We start from the raw sequence: 19,576 nt of genomic DNA on the forward strand, positions 1-19,576 counted from the left end.
ATGATTGAATGATCATGCTGTAAGTTAACCCTCCAGCTTGATGTTTATTTTAAGCAATCCGACGCGGCGCATCGCTTGATATACAATGACCATGACCGGGCCCAGAACGAGTACGACGACGCCGATCAGTTGAAACCCTGCATACATACTGACGAGCGCGGCCAATGCGTTGATTCCGATGGCATCGCCAATGATTTTCGGCTCGATAAGGATTCATACAGCTTCGGAAGATGAAATGAAATCAGATAAAGTCCGATGATGAACACGACAAAAAAATAAACAAGCTTGGAATCACTTTGGCCACCCCGAGCGAATAACCGTAAATCGCCAGCAAAATGCCGTTCAAATTTTCCGCAATCGAGCCTGGATTCCATCCATTTCACCACTTGCTCAGCCACCCCGGACGGCAGCGTTTGATACAACAGCCCGGAGCTTGAGGTCGTATTCTCAAAGAACAGGATCGCATCATTCAAATAACCCGGGGCTCTTTTCAACAATTGTATAAGCTCTGAAATGATTTTGAAGCCAACCATATAAAAAAAACCGAGTATGACCGCTGTAAATAATGTACAGGCGGCTGCCGAGGCCGTCATGCGTCCGATTCGAAAATATTTCATCATCATCTGAACGGGACGCTCTAAAAATATGGCGATCAAAATAGCCAGCAAAAACGGAAATCCGGTTGTAAACAAACCGTACAAAAGGATAGCGCCCAAGGCGCAAAATACTGCCGTTCTTAGTGACATGGATCGGCCTTCCTCCCTCACACGTTATGCTGGTTTGATTGAACGCCCGGGCTTTCCTCGGTCATTGGTTTGGCTATCTGCTGAATGGATACGCGTAATATTCTAAGCCGCTCGGCTTCCGTGATTTCGAACAAAAATGCGCCGTACTCCAGCTTTTTGCCTACATGGATTGAACCCTCCAGCTGTTTAAACATCCAGCCGCCGATGGAATCGACTTCATCGTCCTCAATCCCGAGAGCCAGCAAATCGTTAAGCTCCTCGATCAGAACGCGTCCGTCAACCGAATAGATGTCTCCCTGCTTTTCGATTTCAGAACGTTCACGGATATCAAATTCATCGTGAATTTCCCCTACGATTTCCTCCAGAATATCTTCAACTGTAAGCAGTCCCGCTGTTCCGCCGTACTCATCGACCACCACGGCAATCTGCGAACGTTTCATTTGCATGAGCTTGAGCACATGACTGATTTCCATGGCTTCGGGAACCATCAGAACAGGCCGCAAAAAATCTTTCAGATCATGCGTTTGATCGGGATCGGCCGTAAGCAGATCCGACATATGCACGAACCCGATGATGTCATCCTTGTCATCGGTCGCCACCGGATAGCGGGTATGCTTGGTTTCGTAAACGATGTTCAGATTTTCCCCGAACGTCAGTACCGTAAACAAACATTCCATATCCGTCCGGGGTACCATGACTTCCCTTGCAACCCGCTCCGAGAATTCAAAGATGTTATCGAACAAAGCCATCTCGTCTTTGTCGATGTGACCGCTTTTGGCGCTTTGATCCATCAAAATACGGATTTCTTCTTCCGTATGGGCCTCCTGCTCCACGGCAGGCTGTATCCCGATCAACCTGAGCAGCCGGTTCGCCGCACCGTTCAGAAGCCAGATGGCAGGATAAAACAATTTATAGAACATCATCAAAGGACCCGACAGCCAGAGAGATGCCGCTTCCGATTTCTGAATGGCAATGGATTTGGGGGCCAATTCACCCAGCACGATATGCAGGAAGGTAATGATAGCAAAGGCAATCCCGAAGGAAAGGGCATCTTTATACCACGCATTTCCCAGGCCAAGCCATTGGAACGCAGGCTCTACGATCAGATGAGCGATCGCGGGCTCTCCGACCCAACCCAGACCAAGAGATGCCAGCGTGATGCCAAGCTGTGTGGAGGAGAGGTAAGCATCCAGCTTCCTGGTTACGGCCAGCGCGGAGGCCGCCCTGCTGTTGCCCTCACTCTCAAGCTGCTGGAGGCGAGATTGCCTGACCTTGACCAGGGCAAACTCCGCGGCTACGAAAAAACCGTTGAGGAATACCAGAAACGCGACCAATAGAAGATTCAGAGCAATCCGTCCGAAATCGAATCCTGAACTTTGAATTTCCAAGAATCTTCAAACTCCTCTGCTTTATAAATTGCAGTCCCTTACATTACCGCACGGCGCGCCTTAAAATCCACGTCTTTGTAATAGGTGTCGGCGACAAGAAGATTCGGTCCGCAGCATGCTGCCGCTTCACAATAACAGTTCACGGATTCGCGCAAAGGGTGCCGTTTCCATCTTTCGTACACTTGATTCAACTTATCCTTGTGAATATTGCCCAGTGCAGGAACATCGGAAAAGTCCGTGACGAACACATCGCCCGTGAACAAATTCACATTCAGCCGATTTCGTCCGTCAGGATCGTTGCGCACGGTCACATTCGGCTCGGAACGAAGCCGGCTTACGATCTTCCAATCCTCTTCATTGCTGCTGCAGGCGTAAAACGGAAGCGTACCGAACAGCATCCACAGCTCTTTGTCCCTATGATCGAGAAGCCGGTGGATCGCTTCGCGGGTCTGATCCAATTGAAGGACCGGCAGTCTGGAAGCGAACGCACTCGGATACATAGGGTGCACCTCATGGCGCTTGCAGCCCATTTGCCGTATCAATTGGTGAATTTCAGGCAGCTTCTCATGTGTACGGTAATTAATCATCGACTCGGCGGATACGAACATGCCGCCTTTGGAAAGCTCGGCCGCATTGTTCATCATACGGTCATACAGTTTGGCGGCCAATTCTTTGGATACGCGGCGATCCGTCCGCGCAAAACCGACTTCGTAGAAGTCGTCCGCACTTAAATAATTAAATGAGATATGCATCACGTCAAGATAAGGAGCAAGAAGCTCATACCTCGAAAGATCCAAAGTTATGTTGGAATTGATCTGTGAGCGGACTCCGCGCTCGCGGGCATAACGGAGAATCGGCACGATGTATTCCTTGACGGTCTTTTCATGATAGCTTGGCTCGCCGCCGGTAATGCTGATCGTCTGCAGATCCTCCACCTCATCGAGCCGGTTCAAAATCGTGCTCAGCGGAATGCGCGGTCCTTCGGTCATCGTCAGCGTCTCGCCTACCGCGCAGTGCTCGCAGCGCATATTGCATAAATTGGTTACGGTAAGCTCGATGCTCGTAAGACGGTGTTCTCCGTACAATTGGATCGAACGAAGCGGATCCCAGGGGTCGTATTCAGGAGAAAGCGGCGTCAGTTCCGCCTTCGGCATTGAAATTACGTTGAAACGTTCGGACATTATTTCTACACCTGATTCTATATAAAATAGTATAAACCTCTTGATAAAATATCTATTCTTTATTGTATCTTAATAAGTTTAAAAAGAAAACCAAAGCCCGAGAACCTTTTACCGGGTTTCGGGCTTTATTCTTATGCACGGACTTGAGTGCCGCGAGGAGGAGGCACATCCATATCATTCACGCCGGTGATCGTTACCGACAAGGCTTTGGACAAGTCGATTTCCGGCGTGTCCTTCAGTTCCTGACCCTCGGCATCCTGCAGAAGCCGAATGACCGGACGATGCGGCACCTTCGAATTCAAATCAACGACAACCCCTTTTTCACCCGTACTCAGAGTAACGGTAATGCCGATCGGATAGATGGCGATTTTATCGCGGAACAATTCAATTTTTTCCGTCTCATATAAGGTTCCGGAGCCTGTAAAAAGGATTTCCAGCGCCTGATGAGGCAGCAGCGCATTCCGGTACACGCGGTGTGTCGTCATGGCATCATAAGAATCAACCAGGCCGATGAGACGCGCATATTCGTGAATTTCGTCTCCCTTCAACCCCCGGGGATATCCGCTGCCGTCCATCCGTTCATGATGCTGGAGAGCGCAGTGCGCCGCAATCAGCGGGATGTTGGGCTCGTCCTTTAGAAATTGAAAACCGTACACGGCATGCTGCTTGATTAAATCGTATTCTTTTTCCGTTAAAGGTTCCTTTTTGCGCAGCAGCTCTAACGGAATTTGGGTCTTGCCGATATCGTGCAGCAGCGCCCCTATGCCAAGTGTCATCAATTCGTCCCGGGAATAGCCATGAGCCATGCCGAGCATCGTCGAATAGACGCAAACATTCATCGAATGATGGTATAAATAGTCATCCATTGCGCTGATATGGGTCAGCATAATCATCGATTCTTTATGATTGCTCAAATCGTTAAGGATCATGTCCATGACACTGCGAAATTCCTTGCCAAGCTGGAGTCCGGTAATGGATGTACGCTTCATCTGATCCCCCATCAGCTGTCGGAAGGAACGGCGTATTTGCGAGATGGCCCGAATCCGTGTCTCTTCGGAAATCGCATCCTCAACCGTGATGTCACGGGTTCTCGGGTCATCGATGTAGACGAAATCGACTCCGAGATCCATAAGTCGTCGAATCATGGTTTGGGTCAATTCGACTTGTTCCATCAGCAGCGGGAGTCCTTCCGAATTATAAATTCTTTTTGCGAGCCTCATACCGGACTCTACTTTGCCGATCGGGAGCAAGCGCATAGGACTAACCACATCTTCTTTCTAAAATAATTCAAAAAATCTGATACCCTATACCCCTAGCGTATCGGATTCAATGAAAAAGAGCAATATTTTTTTTCATAAATCGACAAAAAAGTTACAATAGAAGAAAAAACCAGAACAGTGCGGCAAGGACAAACCGGTAATAAGCGAAAAAGGTCAAGCTAAACCTCTGCACGAACTTGATAAACGTCACCACCGCCAGCAGTGCCACGACAAATGAAACGGCAAAGCCGATGGCGAAAAAACCGAAATCGGCGGAAGAAAAGCTTCCGGCACTCTTTAACATCTCATACCCGGTAGCCGCGACCATCACGGGAATGGCAATAATAAACGAAAAATCGGCAGCGGCGCTCCGGCTTGCTCCGGCCAGCATACCGCCTGCAATCGTCGATCCCGAACGGGAAAAGCCGGGCCAGAGCGCGACAATCTGCCATAATCCGATCATAAAGGCCTGATAGTAACTCAGCTTGTCCACATCATCGGCCGTGACAGCGGACTGCTGTTTTTCTCCGATAATCAGCAGTATGCCTCCAAGCACAAGACCAATCAGCACCGTTTCCGGCGAGAACAGACGCTCTTTGATCCAATCACTCAGCAGATATGCGACCGTCATTGCCGGGAGGATCGCAAGCAGAATATGCAGCAAATTCAAGCCTTTACGTGCTGCTTGTTTCTTATTTCCGAATCTGAATAGTCCTGCAATCCGTTTCCAATACACGATAGCCACTGCCAATATGGCGCCGAGCTGAATGACGATTTCAAAAGATTTCATCCGCTCGTCGGCTTCAGATACCCCAAGCAGAGTACCCGCCAATATCATATGGCCTGTAGAGGAGACAGGCAAAAATTCCGTTACCCCTTCCACAATACCTATTACTACCGCTACCCACCAATCGTACACAGGCTTCCCACCTCTGAAACGGATTAATGGGGTGCCGCTTGTCCATTCATGCGAACCCAGCGCTTGCGGCTGCTGTCCTTCATGGCTCTGGCGTTATGCAGCTCCTTAAGGAGTACATCCCGCAAAAATTCGGGCATAAAAAATTCGGGTTCCAAGCCTTCTGCGATCGAAAGGTAACCGATCCGAAATGTAAACATGTCGATGGTTCCTACGGTATACAGACGCTCCAGTTCTAGAGCTTCCGTCCCTACACGAACGGAAAGTATGCGCGAGTAGGGAGCCGCCTCGGGATCATACTCGATGGTTATCCCGTCCACACAGAGTGTACCGAGCACTTTGCCCCGGAAGCCGAAGCCATAGAGCGGCTTGTTCATAAATTCGGGAAGCAGCGATTCCTCCAACGCTGTGAGCAGTTGTGCCCCGCTCAGCTTCATTCGGCAAGGATTGATCGGCGATGGGCACAATTCGAGCAGCATTCCTGCCGACACCGGGCCTTGGGGCAGCCCTCCGAGCAGCTGACCGGCGTTCACCAGCCCGATCTCGGCTCCAACCCAATCGCGCAAGCCGGCAGCAAGCAGATTCCCTAATCTGGACTCGCCGTACCAATCCACGTCCAAATCACAATCGATCCGAGCAACCTCCCGGTCAAGAGAAGCTTTAGCCTTTACAGCGTATTGCTGAATCTGTAATCGAATGCTTTCTTCCTCTTCGGATTCGGCAGCCGCCTTCACACCGCCTTCGGCGTGAAGTAAGCGCTTGGAGACGGCATCCAGCTCCAAATCGACTACCCCGACGTACTGGCCGAATTTACCTGCGGCGCATATCAGCGTACGGCCTGAACGAATCGGTTCCTCCAGCAAATGATGGGTATGTCCGCCCAGAATGAGGTCGATGCCCGGAATCTCGGCCGCCATTCTCTCATCGTTGCGCAGCCCCAAATGGGACATCACAATAAGGACGTCCACCTTCGGACGAAGCTCTGCCGCCAGTGATGCGACAGCCTCGAACGGATCAGATACATTCCACCCCAACAAGCGGTAAAAATCAGTAAAGCGGGCTGTAACGCCGATAACTCCGATTTGAATACCCGATTTATTAAAAATTGCATAAGGACTCGCCCACAAAGGCAGGCTTCCTGTTTCAGCGTCCCGCAGGTTGGCAATCACTACTTTGCTCCGTGCATGCTTTCCGTACAACTCGTTCAGCACTTCAGGCGTGCAAGTTAACCCCTCGTTGTTCCCCAATGTAACGGCATCGTAGCCAATCGCATTCAGCAGCGCAATATTGGCAAGCCCTCCGGTTCCCTCCGTTTCGGGGCGCATCCGGTCGATATGGTCTCCAATATCAAGCGAAAGCGTATGTTCCGCCCCTGCTTCCTGCCGAAGGCTTGCGATGATCGAAGCGATGCGGGGCAATTGTTCAAAATGGCTGTGAATATCGTTCGTATGAAGGATACGAAGCCTAATCCGCTCCGGAATCACAAGGCCACCTTCCTTCGAGTGCGATAATTAGAATATGAATTCCATGTTCCGGATGCGGGTTTCGCAGCTGCCCAGGCGTGATTGTGTTATTGAAACCGCTGGTTGCCTCCATCCCCGACTTTTCATCGTAATAAGACACAAAATTTCACAACACTTTTCACGTGAAGACACCTGCCGCGGCCTGCAAACGGATCGGCGTGCGGCCGGATCGGCCGCACGGCCGAGAGATTCATGCCGTATATCGGGTGCTCCAATCGATCGTTTTGCCGTTTACGCCCTTCACACGGTTGCGGGCCAAAAACGATTCGGGACAAAGGGCCGCAAGCTCGCCAGCCAAATAGCGGACGTCACCCCTTACATCATCATATACTTGGAGCACCCTCAATATACCTCCGATTTCTTTCTCGGAACTTCTTATCTATTATATCATTTATTCCTAAAAATATGGTATGCTGAATAGTAAAAACAGAGTCTGCCGATAGGCGGCGCTGCCAGAATGGAGTGACAACCATGAAGCTCAAACTTCTGCTTTTTGCCGGCTTGGCCGAAAGCATAGGCTCCCCCGTGCTGGAGCTGGATGTTGAAGAAGATAAGCTGACCCCGTCTCAGCTCAAAACGAAGCTGGCTGAATTATATCCCGAAATCGCCGCACCGCTCGCCGGTTCCTTCATCGCCGTGAATCAAGCCTACGCCGATGAGAACGTATTCATAAGCGAACAGGACGAGGTAGCGGTCATTCCTCCCGTATCCGGAGGCGAACCGGAAAACATGGAGCTTACACGGGCCCCCATTTCCATTGATCAAGTAACGGCTAAAGTACTGCATCCTCATCACGGCGCTGCACTGACGTTCATTGGAACCACCAGAGAGTTTACACACGGCAAAAGGACGACCCTGCTGGAATACGAAGCCTACGAGCCTATGGCGCTTCGCACAATGCATCAGATCGGGGACGAAATCGCCGCCAGATACCCGGGAACACTTATCGCCATTACTCATCGTCTGGGCTCTGTTCCGGTTGGAGAAATCAGCGTTGTCATCGCCGTCTCCTCTCCGCACCGGGATGCCGCATATGAATCAAGCCGCTATGCCATTGAGCGGCTGAAGCAGATTGTCCCGATCTGGAAAAAGGAAATATGGGAAGACGGCTCCGAATGGAAAGGGCATCAGCTTGGGCCTTGGAACCCTACGGCAGAGATACCGGGTCAAGGAGGTGTCTCAAAGTGACCGTACAGGACGTACAATCCTCGGCTGCTGCTGCACAAGCTTCAGCTCCCGACCCGGAACGCTATTCCCGGCAGATCCTGTTCGCACCGATCGGCAAGGAAGGCCAAGCCAAGCTTCAAAAAGCCCGCGTGGCCATTGTCGGCATGGGTGCGCTGGGTACCGTGCTGTCGAACCATATGGTACGAGCCGGGGTCGGCTTTGTACGGTTGATCGACCGGGACTTCGTTGAGAGAAGCAACCTGCAGAGACAGATGCTTTATGATGAGGCCGATGCCGCCGGTTCGGCTCCTAAAGCCGAGGCCGGAGCTGCGCGGCTGCGCGCCGCCAACTCCTCCGTGACGATCGAACCCGTAGTGACCGATCTCAACTGGTCGAATGCAGAAGACCTGCTGAAGGACGTCGACCTCATTCTTGACGGAACAGACAATTTTGCCGTTCGCTTCCTGATCAATGACGTAAGCGTCAAGCACGGTATTCCGTGGATATACGGGGGTGCGGTCAGTTCACGGGGCGTCAGTCTAACCATCGTACCGGGAGAAACCCCCTGTCTGCGCTGCCTGTTCGGACAACCTCCGGAACAAGGAACGACGGAGACCTGTGATACGGCGGGCGTCATCGGACCGATCATTCATACGGTCGCTTCACATCAGGGAGCAGAAGCGCTTAAAGTGCTGATCGGCGCCGATAGTCAGAGAAACCGCAAGATGATTCATTGGGACTTATGGTATAATCAATACGCCGCCGTCGATGTTTCCAAGGCGAGGAAGGCCGATTGCCCTTGCTGTGGAGAACGCCGGTTTGATTATTTAAACGCCAGCGTTCAGGAAGAAACCATTCAAACGTTATGCGGGCGAAATTCCGTACAAATTCAACCTGTACGGCCATCCGCGCTTTCTCTGGGCGAATGGGCCGACAAGCTCCGTCCACTCGGCCGTCTGGAGTTGAATCCGTTTTTGCTCAAGCTTCACTTGGAAAATGACATCACGCTTGTTTTATTTCCGGACGGCCGAATGATCGTTCAAGGAACAGACGATCCTGTAGCCGCCAAAAGCTTATACAGCCGTTATATCGGTATGTAATTATCAGCCTCGCTTCTCCTGCGATTCCAGGAAGAGCGAGGCTGCCTTTTTTATCATAACGATCAGCAAGTTCCCCGGTATATCGATTTGTTCTATACAAATAAAAACCGACCTAACGAGAGGTCGGCAAGAGGAAATTCAGATATAGGCCCGGTGGGGGTCGAACCCACAACCTACCGGTTAAGAGCCGGTTGCTCTGCCATTGAGCTACGGACCTGAACTGTTTTTTATTATAGCACTTTACGATAAAAAAATAAAGTCCCTCTCGGAACCTCCCACCTCAAAAAAATAACCCCGATGGGCTCGGGGCCAAGTCTGCTCATATTCAACATTCGAACTTTCGTAAGTTGTCCTACGTGTCGCTGTTTTATGCCCGTATTTCTCATCAAGTCTTTCACAATAGAAGACAAAATTTACCGGGGTTTGATGATAGAGCAAATGTAACACAATCTAAAAATGGGGAGATTTCGTCCAAGCCATTCCATTTTTTCGCATTATAATAATGGTGATATTTACAATTTTTTAACAAACGGAGGTCATTCAGCCGTGATAATTAGGTATAAAATCAGGAAGAAAATTAAAGGAAAAAAAAAGATTGGATCAGGCGCACGGCGACTAGTATATGATTTGGGTAATGGCACGGTGATAAAGATTGCTAAACCAAAGGGCGGGATCAGAAGCAATAAAAAAGAGTTTGTTGTCTATAAATCCTCTACTTATAAGATAAAAAAGCATCTTGGCAAAATAAAAAAGCATGGGCGCAGATATGACTGGTTAATCATGAAAAAGTATTCCAAGAAGTTCCCAAAATCAAAAAAATATAAACGAAAATTGTACAAACTAAAAAAATTATTCAAGAAAAATGGGGTCATTCCATATGAAATTATGAGACGCCGTACCGGTAAACCCAATTTTCAAAACTTACGGCTGAACAAAAAAGGAAAAATCATCGTTATTGATTATGGAAATTTTAAATTTATCCGTAATAACCGTTTATCAAGCTGAAGCATGAAACCACAAAAAGAGGAAGAACCCTCCCGGATCTCCGCTTCCTTGAACCGGCATAAAATAAAATACGTGTCCGAGCGACTGGCACGCAAGCGTGAAAGTCACAGCGGACACGTATTTGCTTCGAAAAGGAATTATCCTATACTTCCCTCCATCTCAAACTTGATCAAACGGTTCATTTCGACCGCATATTCCATCGGCAGCTCTTTGGTGAACGGCTCAATGAAGCCCATAACGATCATCTGGGTCGCTTCCGCTTCCGTCAATCCGCGGCTCATCAGATAGAAGAGCTGATCCTCGGATACTTTGGAGACCGTCGCTTCATGCTCCAGCGTGATGTTATCATTCATGATCTCGTTATACGGGATCGTATCGGACGTCGACTGATTATCCATAATCAGCGTATCGCATTTGATGTTGGCTTTCGAGCCCTGGGAGTTGCGCCCAAAGGAGGCCAGACCGCGATAAGTGACCTTACCGCCGTGCTTGCTGATCGATTTCGAGACAATCGTCGAAGTCGTATCCGGAGCCAGATGTATCATTTTGGCGCCTGCATCCTGATGCTGTCCTTTGCCGGCAACAGCGATAGACAATACCATGCCTTTAGCGCCGCGGCCTTTAAGAACAACGGCAGGATACTTCATGGTCAATTTCGAACCAATGTTGCCGTCGACCCATTCCATTGTAGCATTCTCTTCAGCTACGGCCCGTTTGGTAACGAGGTTGTAGATATTTGGAGCCCAGTTCTGGATCGTCGTATAACGTACGCGGGAGTCCTTCAAGCAAATAATTTCAACGACGGCGCTGTGCAGCGAGTTGGTGCTGTAAACCGGCGCCGTACAGCCTTCGACATAGTGCACGAAGCTGCCTTCATCGGCGATGATCAGCGTCCGCTCGAACTGCCCCATGTTCTCGGAGTTGATCCGGAAGTAAGCCTGCAGCGGTATTTCCACCTTTACGCCCTTCGGTACATAGATGAAGCTGCCGCCGGACCATACGGCGCTGTTCAGTGCAGCGAACTTGTTATCGCTGGGAGGAACAATCGTTCCGAAATATTTTTTGAAAATTTCCGGATGCTCTTTAAGAGCCGTGTCCGTATCCATAAACAGAACGCCCTGATCTTCCAGGTCCTTCTGCATGCTGTGATAAACAACTTCCGATTCATATTGGGCAGAGACGCCGGCCAAAAACTTCTGTTCCGCTTCCGGAATTCCCAGCTTGTCGAACGTTTCTTTAATTTCGGTTGGAACTTCCTCCCAAGTTTTACCTTGTTTTTCGGAAGGTTTTACATAATATTGGATATCGTTAAAATCGAGATCATCCATATTTCCGCCCCAACGCGGCAATGGCATCTTCATAAACTGCTCCAGGGATTTCAAACGGAATTCCAGCATCCATTCCGGTTCGCCCTTCATTCTGGAAATTTCCGTTACGATTTCCGGGGTCAGCCCTTTACCGCTTTGAAATACGGCTTTGTGCTCGTCACGAAAACCATATTTATACTCTCCGAGTTCCGGCATTTTTTTTGCCATCGTTCTCAGCCTCCTTATTTCGCATTGGATTGTTCAATACCTTTTCGCAAGGCATTCCAAGCAAGTGTGGCGCATTTGATCCGGGCCGGAAATTTATTCACGCCGGACAATGCTTCCAAATCCTCATATTCGAATTCAACGTTTTCGCCCTTCATCAGCCCGGAAAATTTCTCAGCCATCTCAAGCGCTTCTTCCAACGTTTTGCCCTTAACGGCATCTGTCATCATGGATGCGGAAGAGAGACTGATCGAGCATCCTTCGCCCAAAAACCTGGCCGCTTTGACCTTACCGTCTTCCACCTGCATTTGGAGCTGGATTTTATCTCCGCAGGTTGGATTGTTGAGATTGATGCTGACCGCTTCGCCTTCAAAGGTGCCGCGGTTACGCGGATTTTTATAATGATCCATAATGACTCTGCGGTACAAATCATCCAATTGCATGACCGAAATACTCCTTTGCTTTGATTAGAGAAGCGATCAAACGGTCTACATCGGTTTCGTTATTATAAAGATAAAAGCTTGCGCGCGCGGTAGCCGTTACATTAAGCCAACGCATCAGCGGCTGGCAGCAATGGTGTCCCGCACGGACGGCGACACCGTTAGCGTCAAGAACGGTTGCGACATCGTGAGGATGCACATCATCCAAGTTAAAGGTGATCAGCCCCGCCCGGTCTTTCTGCGGACCGTAGACGGTCAGCCCTTCAATTTCAAGCATCCGCTCCAGAGCGTATGCCGTAAGCTCCTTCTCATGCTTGTCGATAACATCCATTCCAATGCTCTCGAGAAAATCGATGGCTGCGCCGAGGCCGACAGCCCCTGCAATAATCGGCGTTCCCCCTTCGAACTTCCACGGCAGGTCCTTCCATGTAGATTCGAACAGTCCGACATGATCAATCATTTCGCCGCCGAACTCGATCGGTTCCATTTCCTGAAGAAGTTCCTTCTTGCCGTACAGCGCGCCAATTCCAGTGGGGCCGCACATTTTGTGACCGGACAAAGCGTAGAAATCGCAATCCAGCGCCTGAACGTCAACCTTCAAATGGGGTGTGCTTTGCGCGCCGTCTACGACGATTTTGGCTCCGTTCCGATGGGCAATCTCGGCAATTTCCTTTACCGGATTCACTACTCCAAGCACGTTAGAAACATAAGTCACGGATACGATCTTGGTATTGCCGGTAATCGTTTTTTCTACATCCGCCAAGCTAATGGTCCCGTCTTTTTGGAGCGGAATATATTTTAAGACAGCTCCGGTCGCCTTGGCCACCTGCTGCCATGGTATGAGATTGCTGTGATGCTCCATCGGAGTAATCACGATCTCGTCTCCCTTTTGGCATACGGCTCTCGCATAGCTGGAAGCTACCAGATTGAGGGCTGTCGTCGTACCGCGGGTAAAAATAACTTCTTCCGTGAATTTTGCATTAATGAAGCGGCGCAGCTTTTCGCGCGCCCCTTCATAAGCATCCGTTGCCCTTGAACCAAGAGTATGCACACCGCGGTGCACATTAGAATTATCCCACTCATAATAATGTTTAACCGCCTCGATGACGGACACCGGTTTCTGGGACGTAGCCGCCGAGTCCAGATATACCAGAGGATGACCATTCACTTCCTGATGAAGAATGGGAAACAGCTCCCGGAGTTCTGCCGTATTCATTGTCCCAGCTTCCTTTCGACCAGCTGACGCAGCTGCGATCCGATTTGCTCTAATGGAATCTTGGATACCACCGGATCCAAAAACCCGTAGATGATCAAGCGCTCAGCCTCTTGTTTTGAAATACCCCTGGACATGAGATAATAAACTTGTTCCGGATTAACCTGGCCTACAGATGCGGCATGGCCCGCTTTCACATCGTCTTCGTCGATAAGCAGAATCGGGTTTGCATCGCCTCGCGCTTTCGGGCTCAGCATCAGTACCTTTTCGGTTTGTTCACCATTGGCTTTGGTCGCGCCTTTTTCAATTTTTGTCACACCGTTAAAAATCGCTGTCGCCGTATCGCGCATGACCGCACGGGTAATCATATTGCTCTCGGAATGCTTGCCAAAGTGTACCGCACGGGTCGTTACGTTCAGTTTTTGATCCTCGGTACCAACGCAAATGACTTTGGCATCCGAATTCGATCCTTTGCCCTTCAGGAGGGTCGTCGTATCGGACATCGCGTTGCCGTAATGCATCTCTCCGATAATCCATTCCACGCTGGCGTCGTTTTCTACCACGGCGCGGCGGTAAGTCAAATTTGTTACGCTCTCGTCCAGGTTGTGAACGGAAGCGAAAGTAACCTTGGCTTCGGGTTTAACAACGACCTCTGCCACGCCGTTATAGACCAAACCGTTGAGCTTGCCTTGTGAGATGAAATTGTCAACGTAAGTAACCGAGGCATGCTGTTCGGCTACGATCAGAACATGCGGGGAGAAGACGGCTTCTCCGTCATCGGTTATGAACAACGCTTGGACAGGCACTTCCACCTGAACGTTCTTGGGCACGTACAAGAATACGCCGCCGCTCCATAATGCCGTGTGCAGCGCGGTCAAGCGGTTCTCGCTTTTGTCCACGACGCTCATGAAATACGGCTTCACCAGATCTCCGTGAAGGTTCAATGCTTCTTCCAGACTGGTAAAAATCACGCCTTGCCGCTTCAGCGATTCGGATATGCTGCTGTAGATCACGCCTGAATTATGCTGCACCAGCAAATTATCCGGCTGTCCCTGACCTTCGTTTTGAAGCAAGCTCTTGGCTTCGGCTGGCAGCTCGTCGAGAGAACGGGCGGCCTTTACCGGTTTATAGTTTCCGAAGGATTGAAGATTCCAACGGTCGATTCTTGTTTTTTCCAATTTGGGCAATTCCAGCGATCCTGCCAGCTCCAGCGCCTCTTCGCGCAACGCGGTCATCCATTCCGGCTCCCGTCTTGCTTTGGACTGCTCCACCAAGCTCGCACGATCGATGGGAAGAACGGTTTGTGTACTCATTGATAATTCCTCCTGTTTTCCTGATCGGTCGCTTAAAATTTAGGAGCCGTAGTATTCATGGGCATCTTGAATTCTTCTTCATCTTGCCCTACTCTTTCGTCAACGATGCCGAGCTCTTCCTTGATCCAGTCATACCCTTCGTTTTCCAGACGCTCGGCCAGCTCCGGTCCGCCCGACTTCACGATGCGGCCCTGCATCATCACGTGAACAAAGTCCGGTTTGATGTAATTCAAAAGGCGTTGGTAGTGCGTGATGATCAGGAAGCCGCGATCTTCAGAGCGCATCGCATTGACGCCTTCCGCCACAATGCGCAGCGCGTCGATATCCAGACCCGAATCGATTTCGTCGAGGATGACGATTTTCGGTTCCAGCATCATCATTTGCAATATTTCGTTGCGCTTCTTTTCACCGCCGGAGAAGCCTTCGTTCAAATAACGGTGCATGAACTCAGGGTTCATCTCCAGATCTTTCATTTTGGCTTCCATTTGACGAATGAACTTGATCAGCGATAATTCGTTGCCTTCGCCGCGGCGGGCATTGATGGCGCTGCGCAGGAAGTCTGCGTTGGTGACGCCTGTAATTTCACTTGGATACTGCATGGCCAGGAACAGGCCGGCACGCGCTCTTTCGTCTGTCGCCATTTCCAGTACATCCTCGTCGTTAAGCGACACGGAACCGCCTGTGACTTCATACTTGGGATGTCCCATCAACGTGGAAGCCAACGTACTTTTGCCCGTTCCGTTCGGTCCCATGATGGCATGCACTTCGCCGCCATTGATGGACAAACTGAGTCCTTTCAAAATCTCTTTTCCTTCGACAGTTGCCTTCAAACCGTCTATAATCAATTGTGGTCTTTTCGTCATAACCATTGAGCCTCCAACTTTGAGTTATTCTTTATTAATAATTATTTTAAAGTGATTCTCACTGATTCTCAATTATATTATACCTTACATGTAAAAATCAATAAAGACCCGTTTTTAACCCAACGCGGCCTTTAATTCGGAAATTTGAGCGATCCATTCCTTATCCGCCAGAACCGGCCGGCGCGGAACTTTATTCAAAAGAGCCGGGGGCAGACTTATCCACGACTTGCACCCGTTATATTCGGAAAGCACCGGTATACGCACCGCCTGGTCCAGTTCATATACTCTGAGCAGCATGAGATGCAAGGGCTTGGTCCGTTTCCATTTGAGCCGCTCCTCGGCAAAAGAATCGGTCCAAATGTGAAATCGCGCGATACGGTCCAGTTCCTCTTGAGACGAGATGAGGATGTCCTCCGCAAGCTCTGCGTAGCAGTTGATGACCGCCTCCGTCTGCCTGCCGCTCCACCCGGCCTCTACTTCTTTCACTTCGCTTCGGTATTCGGGCTTGATCAATTCTTTTTTTTGATGCTCGTAGGTCGGATATAAATAAAAGCTCTCGCTTTCCACTTGAAAGTCCTTCGTTTCCTCCCGGATCCCGCCCTTTCGCATAATCAGAAGCTGACGGCCTGTCCGCAGCGTTTCAACCGCCACCGCCCACTCCTTCAAGCCGACAGCTTGATCTTGCTCCAGTCCGCGCATGCTGTACCCCCCTTGTCCTATACTGCGCTAACCTTTTCCATTTACGATATTATAGTTCTTCATCCAAAACAATGCAATTCCGATGCGGCATAAAAACAATCGCTTATATCGATAATAAAAATGCTGCATCAAACCAAAAACGAGGAGGATGAAGAGCTATGCGCGAAGGACTGATTCCAACAGTTTTGGGGACAGCTGTCACTGCGTCCGGTGCCGCTCTGCGCAACAAATATCCGATGGCCGCCGCGGCGGTCGTGGGGTTTGGACTGGCACACGTCGTTTTGGGAGCTATCGATTTGGTGGAGCACCGCAACAAAATGTTTTAATCATCTTATTTTGCTGGGTGAACGAAAAAGGGAAGGCATCATAGCCTCCCTTTTTTCATATTATAAGATTTTATTTGCCGTCGTATACATACACAGCCGCTTCACGGATCCGTTCGAACTGCTCCCGGTTAACTTTCATAGGATTGGCCTGCAGGGCGCCGTCCGGATTTACCGCCGAAACCCATCCCAGGATAAGCAGCACTGCGACAACGGCAGCGGTAAAAATGATGCGCTCGAAACCTTTCTTCATGAGTCAATCCCCTTCATCTTTATGACCTCAGCCATCATTGTATAAGTCATATATGATGCAAATATAATCGGGATGTGAACTTTTTGTAAAAACCCCCGTCCCTGCAAGGCTTGAAAAGCCAAAAACTTTCAACTTCTATTCCCAACGCGGCGGTATTTGATTTATACTAGAGGTTACAAGTTATGTCATGTAGAAGGAGGATGTTCCATGTCCGCATATCGCGCGCTTACGGAAGCCGAAGCGATTGATTACGCAAGACAAATACCCGACCTGTTTCAGAAGGACAGCGAGCTGACCAGCAGGGAAATCGGAGACGGCAACTTGAATCTGGTGTTTCACATTTCAGAACCTTCAACCGGCAAAAGCATTATTCTCAAACAGGCGCTCCCCTATGCGAAAGTCGTCGGGGAATCCTGGCCTTTGACGTTGGATCGCGCGCGCATCGAGAGCGAGGCCCTGATGATTCAGGAATCGCTGTGTCCTGACCTGGTGCCGCATGTCCATGCCTATGAACCGGAGCTTGCGCTGACCGTCATGCAGGATCTCAGCGACCATGTCATCATGCGGCGCGGCTTGATGGAACGGAATAAATACCCGCTGTTTGCAAGTCATATCGGAACGTTTCTGGCCCGGACCCTTTTTTACACTTCCGACCTGGGCATGAACCAGCAGGATAAAAAAGAACAGGTGAAGCGCTTCATCAATCCGGAGCTGTGCAAAATCACGGAGGATCTCATTTTTGACGACCCGTATACGGATTCGCCGAACAATAACGTCCCGCCCGCCATCCGCGATGCGGTGGAAGCGGTGTGGAAGGATACGGAGCTGCATCTGGAGGTCGCCATCCTCCGCGAAAAATTTCTGACGCAGGCGCAGGCGCTGATTCACGGAGACCTGCATACCGGAAGTATTTTTATCAAGCCGGATTCGACCAAGGTCATCGATCCTGAGTTTGCTTATTACGGCCCTATGGGCTTTGACATCGGAGCTGTACTTGCTAACCTGCTGCTGAATTATGCAGCTCAGGAAGGCTGGAGCCCGGACGCCGCATCCCGTCAGGATTACCGGAATTATCTTACCCAAACGATCCGGGATATTTGGAAGAAGTTTGACTCCGAGTTCAGGGCGCTCTGGGACGAACACGGTGTGGACCGGATGTCCAAGACCCCCGGATACCAGGATTTGTACATGACACGGCTACTGCAGGATACGTTCGGATATGCGGGCTGCAAAATCGTCCGCCGCGTCCACGGTCTCGCGCAGGTAGCCGATATCAATAAGCTGGAGGACGAAGCAGCCAAAGAACGCGCCCAACGGATTGCTTTGGCGATCGGCACAACGCTGATCAAGTCTCACCGCAAAGCGGAGTCGATTGAACAAATGATTGAGATTGCGGAAAAAAACGTCAGCTAAGGGTTGGAATTAGACAAAAGGAGCAATGGCCGTCATGACGATAGAACAACAACATACGCAAGGTTGGCTGCAATCCGTCCGGTGGAACTCGCTGGAGGATCATCTGGACCTGCTCGATCAGCGGCGGCTGCCGGAAGACATCGTTTACCTTCAGCTGACCACCTCGGAGCAGGTATGGGACGCCATCAAGCAGCTCGCGGTCCGCGGCGCGCCGGCCATCGGCATCGCGGCGGCGTTCGGGGTATATCTCGGCGTACGGAAGTTCTCCGGCAGCCGTGAAGCGCTGCTGGCGGAAATAATCCGCCAATGCGATTACCTGGCGACGTCGCGTCCGACGGCGGTGAATTTGTTCTGGGCGCTCGACCGGATGAAAGCACGGGCGCAGGCGCTGCTTGGTGGAACTGCCGAGCCTGTCGGCGTGGATGCAGTGAAGCAGGCGCTTCTGGACGAAGCCCGCGCCATTCAGGCGGAAGACGAGGAAACATGCCGCCTGATCGGCGAGCACGCCTTGTCTTTGTTTGAGGATGGCATGGGCGTCCTTACGCACTGCAATGCGGGCGGTCTCGCCACGGCCCGGTACGGCACGGCGACGGCGCCGATGTATCTGGCCAAGGAAAAAGGCATGTCGCTCAAGGTGTTTGCCGACGAGACCCGTCCTGTTCTGCAGGGAGCGCGGCTGACCGCATTCGAGCTTCAGCAGGCCGGGATCGACGTCACTTTGATTTGCGACAATATGGCAGGGGCCGTCATGTCCAAAGGCTGGATACAAGCCGTAATCGTCGGTACGGACCGCGTAGCCGCCAACGGAGACGTAGCCAACAAAATCGGCACATACAGCGTGGCTGTCCTGGCCAAGGCCCACGGCATCCCGTTCTATGTGGCATGTCCGATGTCAACCATCGATCTGAATACGCCGACCGGCGCCGACATCCCGATTGAAGAACGGCACGAGGACGAAATTACACAGGGCTTCGGAAAGCGTACAGCGCCGCAAGGCGTAAAGGTGTATAATCCTGCCTTTGACGTCACGCCGAACGAATATGTCACAGCGATTATCACGGAAAAAGGCATTATCCGCGCACCCTACGCGGAAAATTTGAAAAAACTGTTTGCGTAGAAGCCGATGCTTCGGGGATATCCCCGCTTCAGCGTAATAATGGAATTCAGCGGCCTGTACTGCAGCCGATATTCCAGACACTGGACTTATTGGGCTCCGAATGCACAAGCGGCTTACTTAACCAA

General features: G+C 50.6%; 21 protein-coding genes and 1 tRNA gene. 6 read left to right on the forward strand and 16 right to left on the reverse strand.

Annotated elements, in window-relative coordinates; all coding sequences use genetic code 11:
- Positions 1-24: 24 nt before the first annotated feature.
- The 8 genes from BLT35_RS27775 to BLT35_RS26785 all read right to left on the reverse strand — a co-directional run bounded on the left by BLT35_RS27775 (position 25) and on the right by BLT35_RS26785 (position 7,353).
- Positions 25-147 carry a hypothetical protein gene (locus tag BLT35_RS27775; RefSeq protein ID WP_302848186.1) on the reverse strand — a complete coding sequence of 41 codons (123 nt, stop codon included), beginning with the start codon at positions 145-147 and terminating at the stop codon, positions 25-27.
- Entirely contained in the window at positions 126-746 is a 621-nt protein-coding gene (locus tag BLT35_RS05660; protein WP_254777519.1) for an AI-2E family transporter, read from the reverse strand. The genes BLT35_RS27775 and BLT35_RS05660 overlap by 22 nt, the downstream gene beginning before the upstream one ends.
- A 17-nt stretch (positions 747-763) precedes the next feature.
- Complete coding sequence (locus BLT35_RS05665) at positions 764-2,134, reverse strand: hemolysin family protein (RefSeq protein ID WP_074727255.1); 1,371 nt, start codon at positions 2,132-2,134, stop codon at positions 764-766.
- Positions 2,135-2,172: 38 nt separating this feature from the next.
- Positions 2,173-3,288 carry a radical SAM/CxCxxxxC motif protein YfkAB gene (gene yfkAB / locus BLT35_RS05670; RefSeq protein WP_367888774.1) on the reverse strand — a complete coding sequence of 372 codons (1,116 nt, stop codon included), beginning with the start codon at positions 3,286-3,288 and terminating at the stop codon, positions 2,173-2,175.
- A 158-nt stretch (positions 3,289-3,446) separates the two neighbouring features.
- A complete protein-coding gene (locus BLT35_RS05675) occupies positions 3,447-4,571 on the reverse strand; it encodes an HD-GYP domain-containing protein (RefSeq protein WP_074727257.1) in 1,125 nt (374 codons plus the stop codon).
- Positions 4,572-4,686: 115 nt separating this feature from the next.
- Complete coding sequence (locus BLT35_RS05680; protein ID WP_062406917.1) at positions 4,687-5,493, reverse strand: undecaprenyl-diphosphate phosphatase; 807 nt, start codon at positions 5,491-5,493, stop codon at positions 4,687-4,689.
- A gap of 23 nt (positions 5,494-5,516) precedes the next feature.
- Positions 5,517-6,971: a bifunctional metallophosphatase/5'-nucleotidase gene (locus BLT35_RS05685; RefSeq protein WP_074727341.1), complete on the reverse strand. Its 1,455-nt coding sequence runs from the start codon at positions 6,969-6,971 to the stop codon at positions 5,517-5,519.
- Positions 6,972-7,203: 232 nt separating this feature from the next.
- Positions 7,204-7,353: a hypothetical protein gene (locus BLT35_RS26785; RefSeq protein ID WP_160327335.1), complete on the reverse strand. Its 150-nt coding sequence runs from the start codon at positions 7,351-7,353 to the stop codon at positions 7,204-7,206.
- A 131-nt stretch (positions 7,354-7,484) separates the two neighbouring features.
- Between BLT35_RS26785 and BLT35_RS27780 the strand changes: the two genes are divergently transcribed.
- Both BLT35_RS27780 and BLT35_RS05695 read left to right on the forward strand, forming a co-directional pair.
- The gene (locus tag BLT35_RS27780) at positions 7,485-8,201 is read left to right on the forward strand and encodes a molybdenum cofactor biosynthesis protein (protein WP_054819308.1); all 717 of its coding nucleotides are present in this window, start codon (positions 7,485-7,487) and stop codon (positions 8,199-8,201) included.
- A 74-nt stretch (positions 8,202-8,275) separates the two neighbouring features.
- Positions 8,276-9,280, forward strand: coding sequence for a ThiF family adenylyltransferase (locus BLT35_RS05695; RefSeq protein WP_062410822.1), 1,005 nt, complete (start codon positions 8,276-8,278; stop codon positions 9,278-9,280).
- 145 nt (positions 9,281-9,425) lie between these two features.
- Here the strand turns inward: BLT35_RS05695 and BLT35_RS05700 are convergent.
- A tRNA-Lys gene (locus tag BLT35_RS05700) sits at positions 9,426-9,497 on the reverse strand.
- A gap of 329 nt (positions 9,498-9,826) precedes the next feature.
- On the opposite strand from BLT35_RS05700, the gene BLT35_RS05705 reads away from it, so the two are divergent.
- The gene (locus BLT35_RS05705) at positions 9,827-10,285 is read left to right on the forward strand and encodes a hypothetical protein (protein ID WP_062406915.1); all 459 of its coding nucleotides are present in this window, start codon (positions 9,827-9,829) and stop codon (positions 10,283-10,285) included.
- 137 nt (positions 10,286-10,422) lie between these two features.
- Here BLT35_RS05705 and sufB read toward each other — a convergent pair whose 3' ends face one another.
- The 6 genes from sufB to BLT35_RS05735 all read right to left on the reverse strand — a co-directional run bounded on the left by sufB (position 10,423) and on the right by BLT35_RS05735 (position 16,345).
- Positions 10,423-11,820: a Fe-S cluster assembly protein SufB gene (sufB, locus tag BLT35_RS05710; protein WP_062406913.1), complete on the reverse strand. Its 1,398-nt coding sequence runs from the start codon at positions 11,818-11,820 to the stop codon at positions 10,423-10,425.
- 14 nt (positions 11,821-11,834) lie between these two features.
- A complete protein-coding gene (sufU, locus tag BLT35_RS05715) occupies positions 11,835-12,260 on the reverse strand; it encodes a Fe-S cluster assembly sulfur transfer protein SufU (RefSeq protein WP_062406911.1) in 426 nt (141 codons plus the stop codon).
- A complete protein-coding gene (locus tag BLT35_RS05720) occupies positions 12,247-13,473 on the reverse strand; it encodes a cysteine desulfurase (RefSeq protein ID WP_062406909.1) in 1,227 nt (408 codons plus the stop codon). The genes sufU and BLT35_RS05720 overlap by 14 nt, the downstream gene beginning before the upstream one ends.
- A complete protein-coding gene (gene sufD, locus BLT35_RS05725) occupies positions 13,470-14,783 on the reverse strand; it encodes a Fe-S cluster assembly protein SufD (protein WP_074727258.1) in 1,314 nt (437 codons plus the stop codon). The genes BLT35_RS05720 and sufD overlap by 4 nt, the downstream gene beginning before the upstream one ends.
- A 32-nt stretch (positions 14,784-14,815) precedes the next feature.
- Positions 14,816-15,646: a Fe-S cluster assembly ATPase SufC gene (gene sufC, locus BLT35_RS05730; protein ID WP_054817165.1), complete on the reverse strand. Its 831-nt coding sequence runs from the start codon at positions 15,644-15,646 to the stop codon at positions 14,816-14,818.
- A 114-nt stretch (positions 15,647-15,760) separates the two neighbouring features.
- Entirely contained in the window at positions 15,761-16,345 is a 585-nt protein-coding gene (locus BLT35_RS05735) for a DUF1802 family protein (protein WP_074727259.1), read from the reverse strand.
- Between the two features lie 158 nt (positions 16,346-16,503).
- On the opposite strand from BLT35_RS05735, the gene BLT35_RS05740 reads away from it, so the two are divergent.
- Positions 16,504-16,671, forward strand: coding sequence for a hypothetical protein (locus tag BLT35_RS05740; protein ID WP_054817164.1), 168 nt, complete (start codon positions 16,504-16,506; stop codon positions 16,669-16,671).
- Positions 16,672-16,741: 70 nt separating this feature from the next.
- On the opposite strand, the gene BLT35_RS05745 is transcribed toward BLT35_RS05740, so the two are convergent.
- Positions 16,742-16,921: a hypothetical protein gene (locus BLT35_RS05745; protein ID WP_074727260.1), complete on the reverse strand. Its 180-nt coding sequence runs from the start codon at positions 16,919-16,921 to the stop codon at positions 16,742-16,744.
- Between the two features lie 207 nt (positions 16,922-17,128).
- Between BLT35_RS05745 and mtnK the strand changes: the two genes are divergently transcribed.
- Both mtnK and mtnA read left to right on the forward strand, forming a co-directional pair.
- The gene (gene mtnK / locus BLT35_RS05750) at positions 17,129-18,334 is read left to right on the forward strand and encodes an S-methyl-5-thioribose kinase (protein WP_074727261.1); all 1,206 of its coding nucleotides are present in this window, start codon (positions 17,129-17,131) and stop codon (positions 18,332-18,334) included.
- Between the two features lie 25 nt (positions 18,335-18,359).
- Positions 18,360-19,451, forward strand: coding sequence for an S-methyl-5-thioribose-1-phosphate isomerase (gene mtnA, locus BLT35_RS05755; protein ID WP_373864963.1), 1,092 nt, complete (start codon positions 18,360-18,362; stop codon positions 19,449-19,451).
- Positions 19,452-19,576: the final 125 nt, after the last annotated feature.

The sequence above is a fragment of the Paenibacillus naphthalenovorans genome (genome assembly GCF_900099895.1).
GTDB classification, from domain to species: domain Bacteria; phylum Bacillota; class Bacilli; order Paenibacillales; family NBRC-103111; genus Paenibacillus_G; species Paenibacillus_G naphthalenovorans.